This is a genomic window from Mycolicibacterium sp. TUM20985 (assembly GCF_030295745.1).
GTDB lineage: Bacteria > Actinomycetota > Actinomycetes > Mycobacteriales > Mycobacteriaceae > Mycobacterium.
Map to the genome: position 1 here is coordinate 3,027,828 of NZ_AP027291.1, position 21,462 is coordinate 3,049,289.

A 21,462-nucleotide genomic window follows, 5' to 3' on the forward strand; every position below is an offset into this window, starting at 1 on the left:
GAGGTGTGAGCCGCGCTACCCTCACGCCGTGATCATGCGATCCGTGATCGTGGCCGGTGTCTGGTTCGTCGCCGTGCTCACCGCGCTGGCGGCCACCTTCGTGTCCTGGTGGTGGGCGCTGCCGGCGCTCGTCCTGTTCGGGCTGGCGGCCCTGGGCACCTGGGACGTCGTGCAGACCAGGCACACGATTCTGCGGGTGTATCCGATCCTGGGCCACGTCCGCTTCTTGATGGAGCTGCTGCGCCCGGAGATCAGGCAGTACTTCATCGAGTCGAACACCGAGGCCACTCCCTTCGACCGGGAGACGCGCGACCTCGTCTACGAACGGGCCAAGGACACCAAGGGTGACGAGCCGTTCGGCACAGAGAGCGACGTCGGCGCGATCGGCTACGAATTCCTCCGGCACTCCATCCGGGCTCGCTTCGCGGAGAACCTCGACCCGAGGGTGCGCGTGGGCGGGGACGACTGCCTGCAGCCCTACGACATGGCGATGCTCAACGTCTCGGCGATGAGCTTCGGCGCCCTGTCGGCGAACGCCATCGAGGCCTTGAATACCGGCGCGGCCCAAGGCGGGTTCGCACACGACACCGGCGAGGGTGGCATCAGCCCGTACCACCTGCGGGGCGGAGGCGACCTGATCTGGGAGATCGGCTCGGGTTACTTCGGCTGCCGCGACGCCGACGGGCACTTCGACCCGGTGGCGTTCGCCGAGAAGTCGACGCTGCCCGCGGTCAAGGCGATCTCCATCAAGCTGTCGCAGGGGGCCAAGCCCGGGCTCGGCGGCGTGCTCCCCGGCGCCAAGGTGAGCGCCGAGATCGCCGCCACCCGCGGTGTGCCGATCGGCCGGACGGTCATCTCGCCGCCGTCGCACAGTGCCTTCACCACTCCCACGGAGTTCACCACCTTCATCGCGACGTTGCGACGCCTGTCGGGTGGCAAGCCGGTCGGGTTCAAGCTCTGCGTCGGCGCCCGCACGGAGTTCCTGTCCATCTGCAAGGCGATAGTCGCGACCGGGATCGCACCGGACTTCGTCATCGTCGACGGCGGCGAGGGGGGTACCGGAGCGGCTCCCCAGGAATTCGAGGACCACGTCGGGATGCCGTTGACCGAGGGTCTGATGCTGGTCCACAACAGCCTGGTGGGCACCGGGCTGCGCGACCGGATTCGCCTCGGCGCGTCGGGCAAGGTGGCCAGCGGCGTCGACATCGTCAGCCGTGTGTGCCAGGGCGCGGACTTCCTGATGTCGGCCCGCGCGATGATGTTCGCCGTCGGCTGCATCCAAGCGCTGAAGTGCAACACCAACCGCTGCCCCACCGGCGTCGCCACCCAGGACCCCTCCCGCGCCCGTGCACTCGACGTCCCGGACAAGGCGACGCGGGTGTTCAACTATCAACGCGCGACGGTCGCCAGCGCCGCGCAGATCGTCGCGTCCATGGGTCTCGACGGTTTCCACGAGCTGTCGCCGGCGATGCTGAACCGGCGCGTCGAGGGCCAGCGCACCCGGACCTACGCCGAGATCTACGACTGGCTGATGCCGGGTGAGCTACTCGAGGATCCACCCGACGCGTGGCGTTCGGACTGGATAGAGGCGTCCGCCGACCAATTCAGCTGAGCCTGCGCGACGGCCATGCCGAGGATCGCGCCGGCGAGACCGCAGACCGCCGCCAGCACCAGCGTCCCCTCGCTCGCGAGCACGAGGAAACCGAACGGCGCACCAATCGCCAGCAGTGCGAACAGGTTCCACGTCCACCCCCGCGGCGAGCCGAACCGCGTCGCCACCACCATGCCCACGACCAGGGCTAGCAGGTGCCCGACGGCGGTGAAGTCCCGATCGACGCCGACCACGGCCAGGGCGACGGCCAGCCACCACCCGATCCACGCCGGACGCCACCGACTGGGGATCGCCGGGGTGAGCGCACCGAGGACGGCCGTCGCGCCATAGCTCATTCCCACATCGGTGGCGTGTGCAACGCTCGTCGGCAGCCACCCGCGGCTGACGGCCGCGGTGAGCCCGACCGCCACCAGCAGCGTCGCCCCCACGTGGCCCGCAACGAACACCACCACCAGTCGGCCACTGCACCAGAGGAGTTCACCGAGGGCGAGGAGACACACCAGGCCCGGCAGCCAGTAGAGGATCGGTCCTGCGTCGACGACGAAGGCACTTCCGAACAGGGTGCCGACACGGCCGTGGCTCAGGTTGTGCAGATTGGTACTTGCGTGCCGGATGACCTGGTCCTGCATCCCGGGGCCGAGCCTCGGCAACGCGATCGCCACGGCGCTCAGCGCGAGGGCATAGGCCATCGTCACCCGGACCCGGGCAACCCCGGACAACATTGCAGGCAGCACCGGCATCGACTATGCCTCCGACGCCTGCCCGGCGACGGCATCCCCGCCTGGCAACTCCCTGCGAGTCTTCACCCAGTACATGGTGAGATCGTCGGGCACACCCGCCACCTTCGGCGAGAAGAGTTGCTTGCGTACGCGTTTGACGCTGATGGCCAACGCCTCGAAGTCCTCCTCGGAGATCCCCGCCAGGGTGGTGTTGGACACGATCAGCCCGCCCCTGGTAGCGCGGTCCATGACGCGGGCGGCCACGTTGACGTCGACGCCGAGCCAATCGGAGCCGATCCGCTGCGGGCGTCCGGTGTGGATACCGGCCCGCATCACGGGCGTATATCCGCCCACCTCAACGGTTTTCACGGCTTCGAGGGCGTCGAGCACCGCTGCCACTGCATTCGAGGGTTCGGGGAACACGACCATCGCCCCGTCCCCCATCCGCTTGACGATCCGCCCGCCGGCCTTCAGCAGTGGTGGCTCCGCGACCTGAGTGACCCGTCGCAGCATCTTCAGAGCCGCGTCGTCCCCGGCGCGGAGCGACCAGTCCGAGAACCCGACCAGGTCGGTGAATACCAGCGTGACCTCGTGGTTCGCCGGCCGGCCCGAGACCCGTTCGGTCAGCGCCTGCCATACCTGCAGGCCCGCCAGGCTCACCTCACGCGATGCGGCGTAATGGTCCAGGATGCGGTCGGCGGCACGCGCGGCGGCTCGCGGACCTCCGACTCCCGCCACGGACAGCGGATCTCCGAAGTCCGGATCACCGGGCAGCACCCGACGGGCGCGTTTGACGAAGTCGACGACACCGGGACTGCGGTTGGTGTTCCGCAACCACGACAGCGGGCCACCGGAATCCTCGCCGGACCGTTCGGCGAACGATTCGACATCCACGGCGTCCAGCCTAGGTGGGCCACGACGCGCGGGTGCGCCTCGTTGGACAACGGGCGTTGTCATGCATATCGTGAAATAGACGCACGGCCGGGAGTGGGCGACGACGAAATGACCACCGAATCGACGACGACCGACGATCCACTCGGCCCCGACTCCCTCACGTGGAAGTACTTCGGGGACCTACGCACGGGCATGTTGGGCATCTGGATCGGCGCCGTCCAGAACATGTATCCCGCGCTCGGTGCTGGAGTAGATGACCATTCGATCCTGTTGCGGGAGCCGTTGCAGCGGGTCGCGAGGTCCGTCTACCCGATCATGGGGGTGGTCTACGACGGCGACCGCGCGGCCGGCACCGGAGCCCAGATCCGGGGATATCACGAGACGATCAAGGGCACCGATGACTCGGGCCGCCGCTACCACGCGCTAGACCCGGCAACCTTCTACTGGGCGCATGCGACGTTCTTCATGCTCATCATCAAGACGGCCGAATACTTCTGCGGCGGATTGACCGAGGCCGAGAAGTGTCAGCTGTTCGACGAACACGTCCAGTGGTACCGGATGTACGGGATGAGCATGCGACCGGTGCCGGCCAGCTGGCCCGACTTTCAGCGCTATTGGGACACCACGTGTCGCGACGAGCTCGAGATGAACCGAGCGGCGCTGGAGATCCTGTCGATCCGCATCCCCAAGCCGTGGTTCATCGCGATGCCGACTCCGGTGTGGGATCAGCTGTTCAAACCGATGGTTGCGGGCCAGCGCTGGATCGCCGCGGGCCTGTTCGACCCCGCAGTCCGCGAGAAGGCAGGCATGCGGTGGACGCCCGGCGACGAGGTGGCGCTTCGACTCTTCGGCAAGCTGGTGCAGATGGCGTTCGTGGTCGTGCCCGACGAGATTCGGCTCCATCCAAGGGCATTGGCGGCCTATCGGCGGGCGTCGGGCCGCTCCCCCGCCGACGCCCCGCTGGTCGAGGCGCCCAGCTTCACGGGTCCCCCACGCGATCGACGTGGATTGCCGGTCCACTATGTGCCTGGTGGCAAGTCGTTGTTCGAACGCGCCGGATCTCTGGTGCACACCACGTTCTCGCTCGCCGGCCTGCGCCCCGCCCGCGGTCGGCAGAAACCCGGAAAGGCAGCCTGAACACATGCTGGAATGGTCAGAGGTCGACGTCGCCGTGCGCGATGCGGTCCGTGAGTTCGTGGACAAGGAGATCCGGCCCCACGTCGACGCGCTGGAGAGCGGCGAGATGGAGCCCTACCCGATCGTCCGAAAACTGTTCTCGGCCTTCGGTATCGACGTCATGGCCAAGGAATCGCTGGAGAAGCGGCTGGCCAAGATGCGCGAGGGCACCGGCTCGTCCGGTGCGGCGGCCTCGGGCGGCATGTTCGGCGGCGGCGGTGACCAAACGGGAATGGGCTTCGCGCTGATCAGCGAACTGTGCCGGGTCAGCATGGGCGTGGTGACGGGGATGGGCGTCAGCCTGGGTCTGACCGTGCCGACGATCGCCTCCCGCGGCACACTCGCGCAGCAGGAGCGCTGGCTGCCCGGCCTCGTCACCTACGAGAAGGTCGGCGCGTGGGCGATCACCGAGCCGGATTCGGGCTCCGATGCGTTCGGCGGCATGAAGACCTATGTCGTACGCGACGGTGACGATTACGTCCTCAACGGGCAGAAGACGTTCATCACCAACGGCCCCGACGCCGACGTGACCGTCGTCTACGCCAAGCTGGACGAGGGCGATGCGGGGGTCGACAAGCGCGACCGCAAGGTCCTGACGTTCGTCCTCGACAAGGGCATGGACGGGTTCGTGCAGTCGAAGCCGTTCCGCAAGATGGGCATTCACAGCTCCCGAACCGGTGAACTGTTCTTCCACGATGTCCGGCTCGGCCGGGATCGACTCCTCGGCGAGACCGAGGACAACGAAAAGGGTGACGGTCGCGACAGCGCCCGCTCCAACTTCTCCGCCGAACGCATCGGTGTCGCCGCGATGGCGCTCGGGGTGATCGAGGAGTGCCTCAGGCTGAGCGTCGACCACGCCAAGTCGCGGACGCTGTGGGGCCAGGAGATCGGCCAGTTCCAGCTCATCCAACTCAAGCTGGCGAACATGGAAGTCGCCCGAATGAATGTGCGCAACATGCTATTCCGCGTCATCGAGGCGGCGCAGACCGGCGCCTCCATCTCGCTACCCGAGGCATCGGCGATGAAGTGGTATTGCTCGCAGGCCGCCACCGACGTCGCAATGGAGGCCGTTCAGCTGTTCGGTGGCAACGGCTACATGACCGAGTACCGCGTCGAGCAGCTGGCCCGTGACGCCAAGTCGCTGATGATCTACGCCGGAAGCAACGAAGTGCAGATCACCCACGTCGCGCGGGGTCTTCTCAGCGATCCTCGATGATCATCTGGGCGGCGCGACCCGCCATGGCCATCACCGGTCCGTTGAGGTTGCCCGCCATCATGATCGGCATCGCCGAACAGTCCACGACACGTAGACCGTGCACGCCCCTGACCCGTAGCCGGTCATCGACGACGTCGCCGTCGCTCGGCCCCATCGCGCAACTACCGACGGCGTGATAACCGGTGTAACCGCCGTCCAACGCGGAGTCGACCAAGTCATCGTCGCTCTGTACGTCCACGCCAGGGAACATCTCGTGGTCGATCCGGTCGGCGATGGGCGACTGCGCGAACAACTCCCGGGTTCGGCGAATGACGTTGGCCGTGGTGGTGCGGTCATAGGCGCTGGTGAGGTAATTCGGGTCGATGCGCAGCGGCGCATCGGGATCGGCCGACGTGATCGTCACGCTGCCCTCCGACGTGGGCCGTAACGCGAATCCGAGGCACGACAGTCCCGGTTCGCGTTCGATCGAAATCGGTGCGCCCGTCTGATACGCGGGAATCGTGAAGGGCCCCAGCAACAATTGCCCGTCGACGCGGTCGGCGTCTGCCCGGCTCTTTAGAAAGGCCAAGACCTCGAAGGTCGGGGTCGCCAACATTCCCTTCCTGGTCGCCACGTAACGCGCCGCAGCCGACGCCTGGCCACGTCTGGAGGACAACCGGCGGTTGTAGCCGAGGTCTGCGTTCAGCCGGAATCGGAGGACGAAGCAGCGGTGCTCCCGCACCCGCCGTCCCACGTTCTCACGATCGACGCGAACGGGGACGCCGGCGTCTTCGAGGACGTCGCGGGGTCCGATGCCGGACGACTGCAGCAGCTGTGGGCTACCCATACTGCCCAGAGCGCAGACGATCTCACGGCTGACCCGGAACTCGGCGGTGGAGCCGTCGGCCATGCTCACCTCCACGCCGACGGCACGATCGTTCTCCAGGATCAACCGACGGACCGTGGCGCCGGTGAGGACGTCCAGATTGTCGCGCCGCCGGGCGGGTTTCAGAAAGGCGTCGGCGGCGCTAACGCGCCTCCCGTTCCTGATCGTCGCCGGTGCATACCCGATCCGGGGACCATCGGATTCGTTGACGTCTTCCATTTCGGTAAGCCCCGCCCGCGCACCCGCGGTGATGATCTCGGCGCACATCCGGTCCGGGCCACCACGTCCCACCGAAACGTGCAACGGTCCTCCAACACCGCGGGTCGGCGACGGCCCGAACTCGTGGTCCTCGAAGTCCTTGAAGATCGGCAGGACGTCTTCCCAACCCCAGCCCTTGTTGCCGAGGCGCTCGAGCTCGTCGTAGTCGGCTCGATGGCCCCGGTTGTAGACCATGCCGTTGATGGAGCTGGACCCGCCGAGCACCTTGCCGCGCGTCCAGAACTCCGACCGTTGGTTGGGGCCGAAGGGCGTAGTGCGGTAGCGCCATGCGTACTTCTCGTTCTCCATGAGCGTTCCCGAGCCCTTGGGCACGTGGAACATCGGGTGCCGATCGGCGCCACCCGCCTCGATCAGCAGCACCGTCGTGCGGGGATCGGCGGACAAGCGGTTGGCCAGGACGCATCCCGCTGAACCGGCACCCGCGATGACATAGTCGTACCGGGTCATCGGGGGCCTCCGCAGCGACTGGAGTGACGTTACACAAAGTGCACGAGTTGTAGCGTCGAACAGTACACCCGGGCGTTAGTCGCGGCGGGCGCTTCGCGAACTCTGGTATAGGCAGATGGCTGCTGCCGCAGCGACGTTGAGGCTCTCCGCGCTGCCCGACATCGGAATGCGGACCCGAGCGTCGGCGAGCGCCGCGACGTCGCTCGGCAGCCCGTGGGCCTCGGCGCCGAACAGCCAGGCCGTCGGTGCAGACAGGTCGGCATCGTCGAGGGAGACGTCACCGTCGAGGGTGGTGGCGAGGACCCGTAGCCCAGCACCGCGAAGCCCGTCGACCAACGCTTCGGTGTCGGCCACCTCCAACACCGGCAGCGCGAAGATACTGCCGGCGGATGCGCGCAGGCACTTGCCGTTGTAGGGATCGACACCGTGCCCGGCGAGGACGACCGCATCGGCGCCCATGGCGTCGGCGAGGCGGATCAGCGTGCCGGCGTTCCCGGGCTCGGAGGTGTCGACGGCCACCGCGACCAGACGCGGCGAGCCCGCCAGCACGTCGTCCAGGCGGGATGTCGGCATCGAGCAGACCGCGACCAGTCCGACGGGAGTCACCGTGTCGGACAAGGACTTCGCCGCCTTCTCGGTGACGACGTGAACGGATGTCGAACCGAGAAGGGCGTCGAACCGAGCGAGCGCGGACTCCGTCGCGAAGACGTCGGTGACCAGTCCCCGCACCAACGCGGCCTCGACCATGTTGGCGCCTTCGGCCAAGAATAGGCCGGTACGTTTACGGCCCACGTGCCGCAGCAGCTTGGCTGCTGCGACCACGCGGGCCGAACGTTCGGTGAGAGGTTCTATCAGGCGGCCTCGCCCGAGGGCGCGTTCACGTCCTCGGGAAGGGCGGCCTTGGCGACCTCGACCAGAGCCGTGAACGCCGCCTCGTCGCTGATCGCGATCTCGGACAGGTTCTTGCGGTCGACCTCGACCCCGGCCAACCTGAGGCCCTGGATCAGCCGGTTGTAGGTGATGCCGTTCGCGCGGGCCGCGGCGTTGATCCGGGTGATCCACAGCTTGCGGAAGTCGCCCTTGCGCGCCTTGCGGTCACGGTAGGCATAGGTCAACGAATGGAGCTGCTGCTCCTTGGCCTTGCGATAGAGGCGCGACCGCTGGCCGCGGTAGCCCTTCGAGGCCTTCAGTACGGTACGCCGCTTCTTCTGGGCGTTGAGTGCGCGCTTCACGCGTGCCATGGGGTGTTCCTAAATCTCGTAGGGGAAAGCTGCGGTCAGCCGTTCAGCATCTTGTTCACGCGGCTGGCGTCGTTCGCCGCGACGACCGTGCGTCCATCGAGACGACGGGTGCGCTTGGTTGCCTTGTGCTCGAGCAGGTGGCGACGACCGGCCTTCTGGCGCACGATCTTTCCGGTGCCGGTCTTGCGGAAGCGCTTCGACGCTCCGCTATGAGTCTTGGCCTTGGGCATGAGTCCTCAGTTCTCGTGGTGGATCAGTTCTATGGTGACGCTGGTGGTGCGTCCGCAGGCGGTGCGACCGCGGGCTCGGCCGGGGCCGGTGCCGGTGCCGCCCGCTGCGCCTGCGGGGCCGCGGCATCGTGAGCGGCTCTGGCCTTGGTCTTCGCGCCACGGTGTGGTGCCAGCACCATCGTCATGTTGCGGCCGTCCTGCTTGGCGGACGTCTCGACGAAGCCGAAGTCGGCGACGTCGGCGCCCAGCCGCTGCAGGAGCCGGTAACCCAGTTCGGGCCGCGACTGCTCGCGTCCACGGAACATGATGGTCACCTTGACCTTCGAACCCGCTTCGAGGAACCGCACTACGTGACCCTTCTTGGTCTCGTAGTCGTGGTCATCGATCTTGGGCCGGAGCTTCTGCTCCTTGACGACGGTCTGCTGCTGGTTCTTGCGAGACTCGCGCTCCTTGAGTGCCGTCTCGTACTTGAACTTGCCGTAGTCCATGATCTTGCAGACCGGGGGCTTGGCGGCTGGAGCAACTTCGACGAGGTCGAGATCGGCATCCGCGGCGACGCGGAGTGCATCTTCGATGCGCACTATGCCTACCTGCTCACCGTTGGGTCCGATCAAGCGGACTTCAGGTACACGTATGCGCTCGTTGATGCGGGTCTCAGTGCTGATGGGGCCTCCTATGTAGTCTTGGCGGGGCCCAGCCATCAGCAAGAAGGCCCTGCACATTGCAGGGCCCGATGCCGACCGATCACGACTTGCGTCGCCTGCGTGAAACGCAGAACACGCACCTCTCGGTGTGTGTGACCGGACCGCTGTACCTAGGTGGCCAGCGGTGGGAGCGGGACTCCACTTGCTGTCCTGGCGTATGCCGGGACGGTCGCGCGTGCAAGTCTAGCAGGCATGACCGATGTCCCTAACATCCGCGAACTGGCCGAGATTCCCGCCGTCGAAGTGATCACCAGAGCGGCCGTGATGCTGATGAGCGCCGCCGCCGAGAAGTTGGGACTTTCCGAGGACGATCCCGAGGAATCGCCCTACCGCGACCTGGACGAGGCACGTCGTCTGATCACGGCGCTGGCCGGGCTGGTGAAGGCGTCCGCGGAGTACCTGGGACCGCATGCCGGTCCGGTTCGCGACGGCCTCAAACAACTTCAGTTGGCGTTCCGCGAGGCCTCCGCCTTTCCCGACGAACCCGGCCACGGCCCAGGAGAGAAGTACACCGGCCCCGTCTGGTAACCACGTTCGACCCATTTCACGGCCAGAGCGAATATCCTCGCGGCCTATGACGCTGACCACGCCGAAGCAGCATCGAACGTCGACCTTCCGGTGGGTTCCCGCCGCCGCCGGTTGGCTCGTCGGCGTGATCGCGACCCTGTCGCTCATCGCCAGCATCTCACCGCTGGTGCGGTGGACCATCAAGGTGCCGCGCGAGTGGGTGAACGACTACATCTTCAACTTCCCGGACACCAGCTTCGCCTGGGCCTTCGTCCTGGCCCTGCTCGCGGCGGCGCTGGCGGCCCGCAAGAGCCTGGCGTGGTGGATCCTCGTCCTCTACATGGTCGCCGCGATCGGCTGGAACGTCGCCGACCTGTCCACCGGGCCGGAGTCGGTCACGGAGGACATCGGCGAGGTGATCGGCCTCGGGTTCCACGTCGCGGCGATCGCCTTCCTGGTGCTGGCGCGCAAGGAGTTCTGGGCGAAGGTGCGGCGGGGGGCGCTCTTCAAGGCCGCTGCGACGCTGGCGGCCGGCATGGCGATCGGCATCCTGATCGGCTGGGCTCTGCTCGAGATGTTCCCGGGGTCCCTGGACCGCGACGAGCGACTCCCGTACGCCGCCAACCGCGTCGTCGTGTTCGCCGGGGTCGACGCCGACGCCTTCTCCGGGCATCACCCACACGTCTTCGTCAACGCCTTGCTGGGGCTGTTCGGCGCCCTCGCGTTGATGGTGGCGGCCGTCGTGTTGTTCCAGTCGCAGCGGGCCGAGAACGCGCTGACCGGCGAGGACGAGTCGGCCATCCGCGGCCTGCTCGAACTGTGGGGCAAGAACGACTCCCTCGGATACTTCGCCACCCGTCGCGACAAGTCGGTGGTGTTCGCCCCCAATGGGCGGGCCGCGATCACGTACCGCGTCGAGGTCGGCGTCTGCCTGGCCAGCGGTGACCCGCTCGGCGACCCCCGCGCCTGGCCCGCCGCGATCGATGCGTGGCTGACGCTGTGCCAGTCCTACGGTTGGGCGCCCGGCGTGATGGGCGCGAGCGCTACTGCGGCGCAAGCGTTTCGGGAGGCCGGCCTGAACGCGCTGGAACTCGGTGACGAGGCCATCCTGTACCCGGACAAGTTCAGACTGTCAGGATCCGACATGAAGCCCGTGCGTCAGGCGGTCACCCGGGCGCGACGCGCGGGGCTCACCGTGCGCATTCGCCGCCATCGTGATCTCACGCCCGACGAGATGGCCAACGTCATCCGGCGCGCCGACGACTGGCGCGATACCGAGACCGAACGTGGCTTCTCGATGGCGCTGGGGCGACTAGGTGATCCGGCCGACGGCGACTGCATGTTGGTGGAAGCGATCCAGCCGGGCGACGACGGGCAGGACACTGTGGTCGCCATGCTGTCGCTGGTGCCCTGGGGTACCAACGGCGCGTCGCTGGACCTGATGCGGCGGTCCCCGCAGTCGCCCAACGGCACGAACGAGTTGATGGTCAGCGAGCTGTGCCTGCAGGGCGAGGACATCGGCATCACCCGCATCTCGTTGAACTTCGCGATGTTCCGCTCGGCGTTCGAGGAGGGCGCCCAACTGGGCGCGGGCCCGGTCGCGCGGCTGTGGCGAGCGCTGCTGGTCTTCTTCTCCCGCTGGTGGCAGCTGGAGACGCTGTACCGGTCCAACATGAAGTACATGCCCGAATGGGTACCGCGGTTTGCCTGTTACGAGGATGCGCGCCTCATCCCACGCGTGGGAGTCGCGTCGGTGATCGCCGAGGGCTTCCTCATCCTGCCGTTCAGTCGTCGGACCAAACAACACACCGGCCAGCACATCTCGGCACCGGAGAACCTGGTCAGGTCGGGCCGGCTGCAGCACGACGGCAGTGCCCCCGACCTGAGGGGCCTCGAGATCGAGGGTCCGCAGGACGAGGTGGTCCCCCGGCTTCCCGAACAGGTGCGAGTCCGGATGGCCAAGCTGAAGTCCCTGCAGGACAAGGGCATCGACGCCTATCCCGTCGGAAGGGCGCCGAGTCACACCGTCGCCCAGGCGCTCGAGACCACGACCGGGCCGGTCACGGTATCCGGACGGGTGCTTCGCCTTCGCGACTACGGTTCGGTGTTGTTCGCCGACTTGCGCGACTGGTCCGCCGAAGTTCAACTGCTGTTCGACAATTCGCGTCTGGCCCAGGGCAGCACGTCCGACTTCACCAAGGCCATCGATCTGGGGGACCTCGTCGAGGTCACCGGCAGCATGGGCGCCAGCAAGTCCGGTACGCCCTCGCTGCTGGTGGACGGCTGGCGGCTGATCGGCAAGTGTCTGCGCCCGCTCCCCGACAAGTGGAAGGGGCTCACCGACCAGGAGGCCCGCGTCCGTACCCGCTACGTCGACCTCGCCATCAACACCGAGTCCCGCGACCTGATCAAGGCCCGCAGCCACGTGCTGCACGCAATTCGAGAGACCTTGTTCGCCAAGGACTTCCTCGAAGTCGAGACGCCGATCCTGCAACAGATCCACGGCGGTGCGAACGCTCGCCCGTTCGTCACGCACATCAACGCCTACGATCTGGACCTCTACCTGCGGATCGCGCCGGAGCTCTACCTCAAGCGGCTCTGCGTCGGCGGGGTGGAGCGGGTGTTCGAACTGGGCCGTGCCTTTCGCAACGAAGGCGTCGACTTCAGCCACAATCCCGAATTCACCCTCCTGGAGGCCTATCAGGCGCACGCGGACTACAACGTGTGGATCGACGGCTGCCGAGAACTGATCCAGAACGCGGCGATGGCGGCCAACGGAGCTCACGTCGTCATGCGCCCTCGGGAGGATGGCAGCCTCGAGCCCGTCGACATCTCCGGTGAATGGGCCGTCAAGACCGTGCACGGCGCGGTCTCCGAGGCGCTCGGCGAGCACGTCGACACCGAGACGGACCTGCCCACCCTGCGCCGCTACGCCGACGCCGCGAAGATCCCCTATCAGACCCACTGGGACCCCGGCGCCGTCGTGCTCGAGATGTACGAGCACCTCGTCGAGGACCGCACCGAGAACCCGACGTTCTACAAGGACTTCCCGACGTCGGTGTCACCACTGACCCGGCCACACCGCAGCCTGCCCGGCGTCGCCGAACGATGGGACCTGGTGGCGTGGGGCGTGGAGTTGGGCACCGCGTACAGCGAGCTGACCGACCCCGTGGAGCAGCGCCGCCGCCTCCAGGAGCAGTCCCTGCTCGCCGCAGGCGGTGATCCCGAGGCCATGGAGCTCGACGAGGACTTCCTGCAGGCGATGGAGTATGCGATGCCGCCGACCGGCGGGCTGGGCATGGGCGTCGACCGGGTGGTCATGCTGATCACCGGCCGCAGTATCCGCGAGACGCTGCCCTTCCCGCTGGCCAAGCCTCGGTAGGAGCATTCACAGCCAACCGTCAGCGAAGGCATCCACCATGGCGTCGTGACACTGTGGTCGGCAGCCGGAGACTTTCGGCAACAACACCTCTCGCTCATGCACGGCTGGCTGCCGTGGACGATTCAAGCCGTCACCGTGGCGGTCCTGCTGGCCGCGATCGGCTGGCGCACACGCCGCTGGCGCCTGGTGTGGCTGCCCGTCGCGGTCGTCGTCGGCATCGGGGTGGCGACGGTGGCCTACTGGATCATCTCCTCACAGGGGATCTCGGACGACCCAGCTCCCAAGTTGCTGTGGGTTTGGCTCGTCGTGACCGGCGGTGCGGCGGTGTTGTCGGTCGTCGGCTGGCGCGACGCCCGGTGGTGGCGTCGAACGGCATCGGCCGCCGGGCTACCGCTGTGCCTTCTTTGCGCGGCGCTCGCGGTGAATCTGTGGGTCGGTTACTTCCCCACCGTCCAGACCGCGTGGAACCAGCTGACCGAGGGTCCCCTGCCCGATCAGACCGACCAGGCGACGGTCACGGCGATGCAGATCAGGCACCAGATCCCGGCCAAGGGTGTGGTGGTCCCGGTCGACATCGGCGCAGGCGCGTCGGGTTTCAAGCACCGCGGCGAGCTGGTGTACCTGCCGCCCGCGTGGTTCGCGACGAACCCGGCACCACATCTGCCGACGCTGATGATGATCGGTGGCGAGTTCAATACCCCCGGCGACTGGCTACGGGCGGGAAATGCGATCAAGACCATCGACGACTTCGCCGCGGCCAACGGAGGCAATGCTCCGGTGCTGGTCTTCGTCGACACCGGCGGCGCATTCAACAACGACACCGAATGCGTCAACGGTTCGCGGGGGAACTCCGCCGATCACCTCATCAAGGACGTGGTGCCCTTCATGGAGGCCCACTACGGTGTCAGCACCGACCGGGCGAACTGGGGCCTCGTCGGCTGGTCGATGGGTGGCACCTGCGCGGTGGATCTGGCGACCATGCACCCGGACATGTTCAGCACCTTCGAGGACATCGCGGGTGATCTGGCACCCAACTCCGGGACCAAGCAGCAGACCATCGACCGGTTGTTCGGTGGCAACGCCGCGGCATACGCGGCGTTCGATCCCACCACCGTTATCACCCGGCATGGCCCCTACACCGGGCTATCGGGGTGGTTCGACATCAACGGATCGGGTTCGTCGGGTGGGCCGACGGTCATGAACGCAGCCAACGCGGACGGAACCGGGCTCGGCGGCAAGGATGCGGCCACCCACGTGAGTGATCAAGCGGCCGCGGCGAACTCACTGTGTGCGCTGGGCGCGGCCAACGGCATCAGCTGCGCGGTGGTGATGCAACCGGGCAGGCACGACTGGCCCTTCGCCGAGCAGGCCTTCGGCGCTGCGCTGCCGTGGCTGGCGGGCAAGGTCGGCACACCCGGAGTCCCGGTCATCGGGCTGCCCGGCCCGCCGCCGGTCCCGTCGCACAGTCAGTAGTCGGATTCGGCTGCCAGGATCTCGGCGAGGAACGCATCGGGCCCGGGCTGAGCCAGCCGTGACCTCGCGACGTCGCGTACTCGCTGCCGCAGGGCCGCCGCCTCGGTGGCGGCGACGGAGCGGTCGTGGCCGACGGTGATGCGGGTCGTCGACCAGTCGTGGTCCCAGGCCTGGTTCTCGGTCAGCGGCGTGCCGTCGTCATGCGTGACGGTCATCGCGGCCGTTCCGTTGGCGTCGAGGACTCCGCGGCCGCTCACCGAGTCGGAGTGCAACGCGACGTCGATCCCACCCGCGGACGCCGCACCGGTCAGCGCGACGCGAACGGTGGCGATCACCGATGCGTCGGCCGGCTCCACCGACCAGTCGATCGTGTGCTCCGCGGCGTCGAAGATGCCCGGCGGCACGGCGACCCAGTCGACCGATGCGACGCCGCGGGCCATCCCGTCCGGAGTGCGGTCGGCTCGACCGGCCGCCAGCGCGTAGTCGTCACGGCGCTGATCGGCCGCGGCGAAGGAAGGTTCGGGCAGCCCGGTCGACCACGCGCCGACGTCGTCGGCCAGCTCGGCGCAGGCGTGCACCAGCTCCTCGACCCGCGGGTCGCCGCCGAGCTCGAAGGCATGCAAAGCCGCCCGGTGCGGGGTGAGCAACCCCTCGACGTCGGAATCCAGGGTGTCCTCGGTGAAGAACTCCTGCGCCGCGCTGACGAGGACCGCCAACTCCGCGTCGAGCAAGGCGCGGTCCAGACGCACGACCCCGTCCCGGCTGCTCTGCGGCCACCACCGACGTAGCCAGAACCCGATGGCGAGACGCCGCAAGGGTGCGACCGCGGCGTCCTGAAGGTCCACCTCACCCGGTGCGACACCCGAGGCGATCGCGGCGTGCCCCGCGGGACCGACGACACGCCACAGCCAGTCCGCGGCAGCGACGTCGGTCACCGACATCCGCACCGCCGATGCGCCTCCCGGGTCGTCGACGGTCCACTCCAGAATCGCGCCGCTGACCTCCAGCACCGCCACCGCGGGCACGTCGGCAACGGGTGGACCCATGACCCACAGGCCCGATTCGGCCACGAACGTCACGTGAGCACCTCGTACTCCTGAAGCTCCAGCATGGACTTGATGCGTTGACGGTGATCGAGACTGACCGAACGCGCGACGCCCTCGAGCAACATCCTCAGCTCGTCGACGTCGTCACAGGGCTCCTGCCAGACGTCGCGTCCGTGCAGCCGGGCCCACAGCCTGCGCAGGTAGGGCCTCGCGAAGTGCGACAGATCGTCGATCACCTGGCGTTGCCGGGGATGAATCGGTCCACCGTCGACCAGGTAGCGACGTGCGTGCAGCACGTAGGCCTCCTTGCGCAGCCGGGCCGCGATGCAGTCCGAGAGCGCGTAGCGGGACTTCGACGCGCCGCTCAACGGATCCAGACCGACCGACAACTCGATGCCGACGACGAGCGCGGCCTGCTTGTCCTCGGCGAGCAGCCCCCAGGGAGCGCACGCCCGGTCGACCTCCTCGGCGCACAGCTGCGGAATGTCGGGCAGCTCATCGCGGTCCAACGCACGGCGCAACGTCGCCCTGACCCGGTCGACCACGCTCCGATTCAGCGGCGGGTCTCCCTCGGTTCCCCACTGCATGGGCGGACGCGGTTGCGGTGCAAGCGAACTCAGCCCGATGTCCACGATCGACCAGGGCAGCTCTGCGTCGCGGAGGCGAGCCTCGGCACCGAAGTTGTAGGGCGTCGCGTCGGCGATCAGCGCCGACCAGACCCGCTGCCTGGCCATCTCGGCGTTGTGTCCCCCTGCGGCGCCGAGCACGGTGGTGAGGCCGGCCAGGAACGGCCCCGTGATCGCGCCTCCGGGTCGGACGTCACACCAGCTGCGCTCCAGCTGACGGGACAGCTGCGCCACCACCTGCTCGTCGCCCACGAAGCGGTTGAGCACCTCGATGCCGGTGCGGTCCCGGTCGTCGTGCAGGCCGCGCAGCACCGCCGCGGCGGCGGCACGGTCGTCCGATGCCGGGACGCCCCTGTTCACCGCCAGCTCGAAGCACACGGGGAAGTACAGTTCCTGCGCGTTGCCCGCCGTGATGCGCAGCTTGCGGCGTTCGAGCTTGAGAAGCGCGAACCAGGCTGCGGCAGCACATAACTGGGGTGCCCGCTCGACCACCAATTGCCGCATGGCCGCAGCCGTGGACGGTGCTACGACGGGTGCCGAGAACTGCGGGTTGGCCCGCAGCCGAAACACCAGCGGGTCCAGAATGCGCTTGACGGTCCTCCTCAGTGGAGCGCCATCGATGCCGCTCAACACCTCGACGCCCGGCCCGATCGCCCGCCAGGCCTCGTCGATCACCGCCCGGCGCGGCAGTACGGCACCGGCGTCGGGGGCCAGGGCGCCGGTATCGGCCACCAGGCGGCGAGCCGTGGTCATCGGCTCACAATAGGCCGTCCCTCCCCGAACCCGGCACCCAAAAGTTGGGTTCGGTAGGGACTGCGCGACCGGATGCTGATGGCATGTCCGACGCCCTGCTGTTCACCGTTGTGCTCGCTCTCGCCGCCGCGATCGGCACGCTCCTATGCAGAGCGCTCTCGCGCGCCCTGCGTGCCGCGCCGGAGCCCCTGCCCGCCGGCACATCTCCGGGGGTCGGCCTCGGCACCGTCCGCACCGTCGATGGCCTCATCACGGTCGATGTCGAGTGCATCTCGGGACAGCACTTCGTCGGTCGGCTGGGTCGACCCTCCGACGAAGCGGCGCTGAACGGGATGCGCCCCGGCGTGCTCCTTCTGGTGACCTTCGATCCGACCATGCGCGAACGGCTTTCGCTCGCCGACGACATGGCGGCGGTACGCACGGCGTTCGATCAGATGCTCGTGCGCAAGGGGCTGGTGACCAGTGCGCAGATGGATCTGATCAGGAACGGGACCAAGTCGAGGTGCGTGGTGACCGCGATGAGGGCGACGGGCGCCGCCCGCGAGGACTACCGCGAGGTCGAACTCGACCTGATGGTTCGCCGACCCGCAGGCGGACAGTTCCCCGCACACGAGACCGCGCTGATCCCCGAGTCGGCGATGACCAAGGTGGCCCCCGGATCCGTCGTCGACGCCTACTACCGCAGCACTGACGAAACCGCCGTCGCGGTCTCGGTACCGCCCGCCTGACCGATCAGCGAGCGCCGTCGACGGCGAAGGTGACGAGTGCCGCCCAGTACAGCGGGCTCGCCGTCGCGTCGCCGGAGCGCCACTGGCGCAAGCATTCTCGCTGCCACTCGTTGATCGCAGAGCCGCCGTGGTGCTCGTCGTGAGCGTCGTCCACCGCGATGACGAGATCCGCCATGGGATCGGCCGAACCGCCGATCGAGTGCCGGTACCCCGCGGTGGTCGGCAGTGACCACAGCGTGGCAGTCACCAGTTGTGCACCGCACAGGATCATCGCCGCGACCAGTCCCGTCGCCTCGTCGAACCGGTAGTCCCCGCCGGACGCGCACGCGACGAGCGCCACCCGGGGCGGCATCGGCATCCGGCGTCCCATGATGGCCGCCGCCGTGAGGGGCTCATCCTCCGCCAGGTGCAGCGCGGCCTGATCCGCCCGCCCGGACCGGTCCTCGGCGACGCTGGCGTGACCGACGTACAGCAGTCGGCGGGGCTCCTCGGCCAGCATCGCCGCGAACCAGTCCCGGTCGGCGTCGGTGCGGCGGAACAGTTCGGTCGAGGCGGCCACCTTTGGTAGGACCCGCTGCACGTCGTCGGCGAAGTGCTCGGCCAGCCGCGTGTGCGCCGACGGCCGGCCCAGGACCGAACCGAGAGCCGAGTCCGGACGTTGGCCCGGCACCCGCGGATCGAGTACCAGTAACGGCAAGCGGTGCCGACGATCGGCCCACGCCGTCCGTGGCCGCACGGCGTTGACGATGTTGGGCGGGACGGCCATCAGCACGTCGGCGAGCTCCACCAATCGGTGCGCATCGGGCCCGTCGTCGGGCGGGGCCAGGAGTACCCACGGCACGCGCCCCAATCTCGCACTCGGCGAGACGAACAGCGCCGTCCCCGACGTGGACCCGCAGTCCCTCAGCAGATCCCAGGCGGCGGCGGAGAGGATCGCCGCACCGAGACGTCGAGCAAGCGACAGTTCGGTGGCCGCGGTGGCGAACGAGCCCTCCGTCAACGCTCTGGCCAGTGCGTCGGCGACCGGCTCCCCCGCCGTCGGCTCGGGCAGCGCTTGGCCGAGTTCGTCGAGCACCGCGTCGACGTCGACCCCCTTGACCACCCAGGTGAGCGTGCGGGCCGGCTCCCCGACCACCCGCAGACTGGCGTAGGTGGCCACCCCGACGTCGGCGAACCGCAGGATCAGAGTGGGGCTCAGGACCCCGCCTCCCATGTCTCCCATACCGCTTCGGCCGCGGTGACGCATTGCCCGTACCGCTGCTGTGCCAGTTCCCGGTAGTGGTCCAGCACCGGGCCGGTGGTCGGGTCCATGCGCAGCGGAGGAAGGGGCCCCAACCGGGTCAACCCGGTGCCGTCGGTGATCGGTGGCCCCGCCGCCACCAGGGCCAGCTCGTCGACGTCGGTGATCGGGGCTGCCGCCGTGGACACCGTCGACCACTCCGTCATTGCGGAATCCAACGGTTCTGCACTGAAGGTTCCACGGGCACTGTGATATTCGATGAGCTGGCTGACGAGGTCGGAATTCTCCCAATCCGACGCGACGGCGAAGGCGCCGGCCAGCAGCGGTGCCGACACGCACGTGGCCCACTGCGCCCGAGCCTTCGCGTCGGCCACCGAGTACCGCACCGAGTCGACGGCCAGCGACGCCGGGACCTTGAGTTCTGCGGCCCGCTCCAGCTTCTCCATCGCCGAGCGGTGACGCGGCGAGCCGGCCTCCACCCCGGTGATGACACCGGAGGACGAGCGGTACCTGGCCTCGGCGGCATCCCAGTCCAGATCGGGGTCGCCCGCACCGTCGAAGCCGAGGTCGGCCAGCGCCTCGGCCCGCCATACGTTGCCCAGGTGATCGTCGAGCCTCGCGTAGGCCAGCCAGCTGCTCCGCGGCGAGGAGTCCAGGCAGGCGCGGGCCTGCGTCACCATGTCGATGGCCTCGGCGTAGCGCCCACTGAAGATGGCGATCCAGCTGCGCTGCAATAGAATACGATGAATGTGCAGTGGCTTCCCCAGCTCGCGCCAATGACGTTCGGCGTGCTCCCAGCACTCGTCGGCGGCCTTCAGTACACCCGCGGACATCCTGGTGAGCCCGAAGAACAACCAGCACCGCGAGACGTCGTTGGCGCGGGCATACCGCGCGATCACCGGATACGCCTCGTACATTCGCGCCTCGGTGCCCGCCCGGTCGCCGGCCGACCAGCTGGCTGCGCCGCGCTCCAACTGGGCTCGCGCGGTGGCCAATTCCCAACCCCGCGCCTCGGCTCGGGCCTCCGCCCGGCGGAGCCAGGGTGCGGCGTCGTCGAGCCGGCCGGTCTCGATGCAGAATCTGGCGTACCCGAGAGCGCCCAGAACCAACAGGTTGTCGGCGGATTCGCCGGACCGGGAGGATGTTTCGACGTGCTCGATGACGCTCTTCCATAGCGACACCGACCGCACGTGCAGATCGTCGTCGCACAAGCCCTCGGCGCAGACGATTCGCGCCAGGGTCAGCAGATAGTCGTGTTCTTCGGCGAAATCGTCGTCTCCGTCGTCCAGGGCGGCGAGCGCGACCGCCGCTCCTTCGTGGTCTCCGTTGGCAGCGGCCAGGCCCGTCTCGAGGAATCCGGCCCGGCGTCCGTATCGGCGGATCAGGTGGCGCATCTCGACCGTCGTCATGGTCGATGCGGCAGCCTCGTCCGGCGCTGCGGTGCCCTCCAGAATGGACGAATACACCGCGAGGCAATCGCGGATGCGACGGGCGCCCTCGCGGACGCCGTCATACGCCGTGCGGACCAGATAGAGCTCGCCGAGTTGGGCCAGCGTCTCGAGCATCCAGTCGTCCCGGTCGGCCGCCTCGATCTGGGGCATCAGTGACAGCAGCAGTTCCTTGGCCTCCGTCTCCTCGGAGGCCAAGGCCAGGTGGCGGGCCCGCTCCAGCTCCCCTGGGATCGACACGGCTGCATCATAGGTCGCCGTGGACGCCCACGGCGCAAGTCGGAACTGGCGAAAGTGGCGAAAGTGGCGGACGTGCCAGGCACGTCCGCCACTCCTCGCGGGATGACCTCTCAGTTGCAGGTCACCTTGATCTCGAACTTCTTCGTGATCATGCCCGCCATCGGGTTCTTCATATCGGCGCCCTGTGCTTCACCGGTGATGGTGTAGGTGCTGCCGTCGACCGCGACGTCCGCGGACCCGCTCTTCATGCCACCCATCTGGGCGACGGCGAGCGCGTTGCCGTCCACGACCAGGCCCAACGACTCGACGACCGGCGTCGCCTCGTCCGTCATCACGACGCCGACGCCCTGCTGCCCGCCGACCGCGCCACTGGCCACGTTGATCTTCCCCGCCGCCTTGACACAGGTCACCGACTTGAGGTCCAGCCCGGACAGGTCCTGACCCTCGACCTTGACCTCGGTGTTGCCGCTGGTACTCACCTGGGCGGCGGTGCTGGCGGCGGGCGTGCTGGACGCGGGCGTCGACCCCTTGTCGTCCGAACAGCCCACCAGAACCAATGCGGTTGCCGCGATACCGATGCCCGCCGTCACGATCTTCTTCATCAGGAGTTCCCTTCATTCGCTCCGCCCCGATGGC

Annotated in this window: 19 protein-coding genes; 7 read left to right on the top strand and 12 right to left on the bottom strand. The window is 68.1% G+C overall.

All coding sequences use genetic code 11. The features are described from left to right. The first annotated feature begins 34 nt into the window (after window positions 1–34). Window positions 35–1,612: an FMN-binding glutamate synthase family protein gene (locus tag QUE68_RS14890; RefSeq protein WP_454786531.1), complete on the top strand. Its 1,578-nt coding sequence runs from the start codon at window positions 35–37 to the stop codon at window positions 1,610–1,612. Here the strand turns inward: QUE68_RS14890 and QUE68_RS14895 are convergent. After that, entirely contained in the window at window positions 1,519–2,352 is an 834-nt protein-coding gene (locus QUE68_RS14895; protein WP_286274072.1) for a rhomboid-like protein, read from the bottom strand. The two genes, QUE68_RS14890 and QUE68_RS14895, sit on opposite strands and share 94 nt — an antisense overlap. A 3-nt stretch (window positions 2,353–2,355) precedes the next feature. Next, the gene (locus tag QUE68_RS14900; protein WP_284235933.1) at window positions 2,356–3,225 is read right to left on the bottom strand and encodes an adenylate/guanylate cyclase domain-containing protein; all 870 of its coding nucleotides are present in this window, start codon (window positions 3,223–3,225) and stop codon (window positions 2,356–2,358) included. Between the two features lie 108 nt (window positions 3,226–3,333). Between QUE68_RS14900 and QUE68_RS14905 the strand changes: the two genes are divergently transcribed. Together QUE68_RS14905 and QUE68_RS14910 are read left to right on the top strand one after the other, a co-directional pair. Beyond that, window positions 3,334–4,362, top strand: a complete 1,029-nt coding sequence (locus QUE68_RS14905; RefSeq protein ID WP_284235932.1) for an oxygenase MpaB family protein — start codon at window positions 3,334–3,336, stop codon at window positions 4,360–4,362. Between the two features lie 4 nt (window positions 4,363–4,366). Then, the gene (locus QUE68_RS14910; protein ID WP_284226814.1) at window positions 4,367–5,617 is read left to right on the top strand and encodes an acyl-CoA dehydrogenase family protein; all 1,251 of its coding nucleotides are present in this window, start codon (window positions 4,367–4,369) and stop codon (window positions 5,615–5,617) included. Here the strand turns inward: QUE68_RS14910 and QUE68_RS14915 are convergent. From QUE68_RS14915 to infC, 5 genes are all read right to left on the bottom strand, one after another. Continuing rightward, complete coding sequence (locus QUE68_RS14915) at window positions 5,601–7,208, bottom strand: GMC family oxidoreductase (protein WP_286274075.1); 1,608 nt, start codon at window positions 7,206–7,208, stop codon at window positions 5,601–5,603. The two genes, QUE68_RS14910 and QUE68_RS14915, sit on opposite strands and share 17 nt — an antisense overlap. Before the next feature lie 75 nt (window positions 7,209–7,283). After that, window positions 7,284–8,030 (bottom strand): TrmH family RNA methyltransferase, encoded by a 747-nt coding sequence (locus QUE68_RS14920; RefSeq protein ID WP_284226816.1) that lies wholly within the window; start codon window positions 8,028–8,030, stop codon window positions 7,284–7,286. A gap of 29 nt (window positions 8,031–8,059) precedes the next feature. Further along, complete coding sequence (rplT, locus tag QUE68_RS14925) at window positions 8,060–8,449, bottom strand: 50S ribosomal protein L20 (RefSeq protein ID WP_284226817.1); 390 nt, start codon at window positions 8,447–8,449, stop codon at window positions 8,060–8,062. 35 nt (window positions 8,450–8,484) lie between these two features. Beyond that, window positions 8,485–8,679 (bottom strand): 50S ribosomal protein L35, encoded by a 195-nt coding sequence (rpmI, locus tag QUE68_RS14930; protein ID WP_140694803.1) that lies wholly within the window; start codon window positions 8,677–8,679, stop codon window positions 8,485–8,487. Between the two features lie 29 nt (window positions 8,680–8,708). Beyond that, on the bottom strand, window positions 8,709–9,380 hold the full coding sequence (infC, locus tag QUE68_RS14935) for a translation initiation factor IF-3 (protein WP_284226820.1): 672 nt from the start codon (window positions 9,378–9,380) through the stop codon (window positions 8,709–8,711). Between the two features lie 195 nt (window positions 9,381–9,575). Between infC and QUE68_RS14940 the strand changes: the two genes are divergently transcribed. From QUE68_RS14940 to QUE68_RS14950, 3 genes are all read left to right on the top strand, one after another. Then, entirely contained in the window at window positions 9,576–9,911 is a 336-nt protein-coding gene (locus QUE68_RS14940) for a DUF1844 domain-containing protein (protein WP_284235929.1), read from the top strand. Between the two features lie 46 nt (window positions 9,912–9,957). Then, entirely contained in the window at window positions 9,958–13,272 is a 3,315-nt protein-coding gene (lysX, locus tag QUE68_RS14945) for a bifunctional lysylphosphatidylglycerol synthetase/lysine--tRNA ligase LysX (RefSeq protein WP_284226823.1), read from the top strand. Window positions 13,273–13,368: 96 nt separating this feature from the next. Next, complete coding sequence (locus QUE68_RS14950) at window positions 13,369–14,745, top strand: alpha/beta hydrolase (RefSeq protein WP_284230943.1); 1,377 nt, start codon at window positions 13,369–13,371, stop codon at window positions 14,743–14,745. Here QUE68_RS14950 and QUE68_RS14955 read toward each other — a convergent pair. Continuing rightward, window positions 14,739–15,824: a hypothetical protein gene (locus QUE68_RS14955; protein ID WP_284226825.1), complete on the bottom strand. Its 1,086-nt coding sequence runs from the start codon at window positions 15,822–15,824 to the stop codon at window positions 14,739–14,741. The genes QUE68_RS14950 and QUE68_RS14955 overlap by 7 nt on opposite strands. Continuing rightward, window positions 15,821–17,170, bottom strand: coding sequence for a hypothetical protein (locus QUE68_RS14960; RefSeq protein ID WP_284226827.1), 1,350 nt, complete (start codon window positions 17,168–17,170; stop codon window positions 15,821–15,823). Before QUE68_RS14960 ends, QUE68_RS14955 begins: the two co-directional genes overlap by 4 nt. A 332-nt stretch (window positions 17,171–17,502) precedes the next feature. Between QUE68_RS14960 and QUE68_RS29640 the strand changes: the two genes are divergently transcribed. Continuing rightward, window positions 17,503–17,898: a hypothetical protein gene (locus tag QUE68_RS29640; RefSeq protein ID WP_455013462.1), complete on the top strand. Its 396-nt coding sequence runs from the start codon at window positions 17,503–17,505 to the stop codon at window positions 17,896–17,898. Between the two features lie 4 nt (window positions 17,899–17,902). Here QUE68_RS29640 and QUE68_RS14970 read toward each other — a convergent pair whose 3' ends face one another. From QUE68_RS14970 to QUE68_RS14980, 3 genes are all read right to left on the bottom strand, one after another. Then, complete coding sequence (locus QUE68_RS14970; protein ID WP_286274077.1) at window positions 17,903–19,111, bottom strand: CHAT domain-containing protein; 1,209 nt, start codon at window positions 19,109–19,111, stop codon at window positions 17,903–17,905. Next, on the bottom strand, window positions 19,093–20,826 hold the full coding sequence (locus QUE68_RS14975) for a hypothetical protein (protein ID WP_286274078.1): 1,734 nt from the start codon (window positions 20,824–20,826) through the stop codon (window positions 19,093–19,095). Before QUE68_RS14975 ends, QUE68_RS14970 begins: the two co-directional genes overlap by 19 nt. A 110-nt stretch (window positions 20,827–20,936) precedes the next feature. Next, window positions 20,937–21,428 carry a lipoprotein LpqH gene (locus QUE68_RS14980; RefSeq protein WP_286274079.1) on the bottom strand — a complete coding sequence of 164 codons (492 nt, stop codon included), beginning with the start codon at window positions 21,426–21,428 and terminating at the stop codon, window positions 20,937–20,939. Window positions 21,429–21,462 lie beyond the last annotated feature (34 nt).

Bases quoted from the DNA above. Each gene is read 5' to 3' on its own strand.
- QUE68_RS14890 (WP_454786531.1), top strand. From the start codon at position 35: ATGCGATCCGTGATCGTGGCCGGTGTCTGGTTCGTCGCCGTGCTCACC.
- QUE68_RS14895 (WP_286274072.1), bottom strand. From the start codon at position 2,352: ATGCCGGTGCTGCCTGCAATGTTGTCCGGGGTTGCCCGGGTCCGGGTG.
- QUE68_RS14905 (WP_284235932.1), top strand. From the start codon at position 3,334: ATGACCACCGAATCGACGACGACCGACGATCCACTCGGCCCCGACTCC.
- QUE68_RS14910 (WP_284226814.1), top strand. From the start codon at position 4,367: ATGCTGGAATGGTCAGAGGTCGACGTCGCCGTGCGCGATGCGGTCCGT.
- QUE68_RS14915 (WP_286274075.1), bottom strand. From the start codon at position 7,208: ATGACCCGGTACGACTATGTCATCGCGGGTGCCGGTTCAGCGGGATGC.
- rplT (WP_284226817.1), bottom strand. From the start codon at position 8,449: ATGGCACGCGTGAAGCGCGCACTCAACGCCCAGAAGAAGCGGCGTACC.
- rpmI (WP_140694803.1), bottom strand. From the start codon at position 8,679: ATGCCCAAGGCCAAGACTCATAGCGGAGCGTCGAAGCGCTTCCGCAAG.
- infC (WP_284226820.1), bottom strand. From the start codon at position 9,380: ATGGCTGGGCCCCGCCAAGACTACATAGGAGGCCCCATCAGCACTGAG.
- QUE68_RS14940 (WP_284235929.1), top strand. From the start codon at position 9,576: ATGACCGATGTCCCTAACATCCGCGAACTGGCCGAGATTCCCGCCGTC.
- lysX (WP_284226823.1), top strand. From the start codon at position 9,958: ATGACGCTGACCACGCCGAAGCAGCATCGAACGTCGACCTTCCGGTGG.
- QUE68_RS14950 (WP_284230943.1), top strand. From the start codon at position 13,369: ATGCACGGCTGGCTGCCGTGGACGATTCAAGCCGTCACCGTGGCGGTC.
- QUE68_RS14960 (WP_284226827.1), bottom strand. From the start codon at position 17,170: ATGACCACGGCTCGCCGCCTGGTGGCCGATACCGGCGCCCTGGCCCCC.
- QUE68_RS29640 (WP_455013462.1), top strand. From the start codon at position 17,503: ATGCGCCCCGGCGTGCTCCTTCTGGTGACCTTCGATCCGACCATGCGC.
- QUE68_RS14970 (WP_286274077.1), bottom strand. From the start codon at position 19,111: ATGGGAGGCGGGGTCCTGAGCCCCACTCTGATCCTGCGGTTCGCCGAC.
- QUE68_RS14980 (WP_286274079.1), bottom strand. From the start codon at position 21,428: ATGAAGAAGATCGTGACGGCGGGCATCGGTATCGCGGCAACCGCATTG.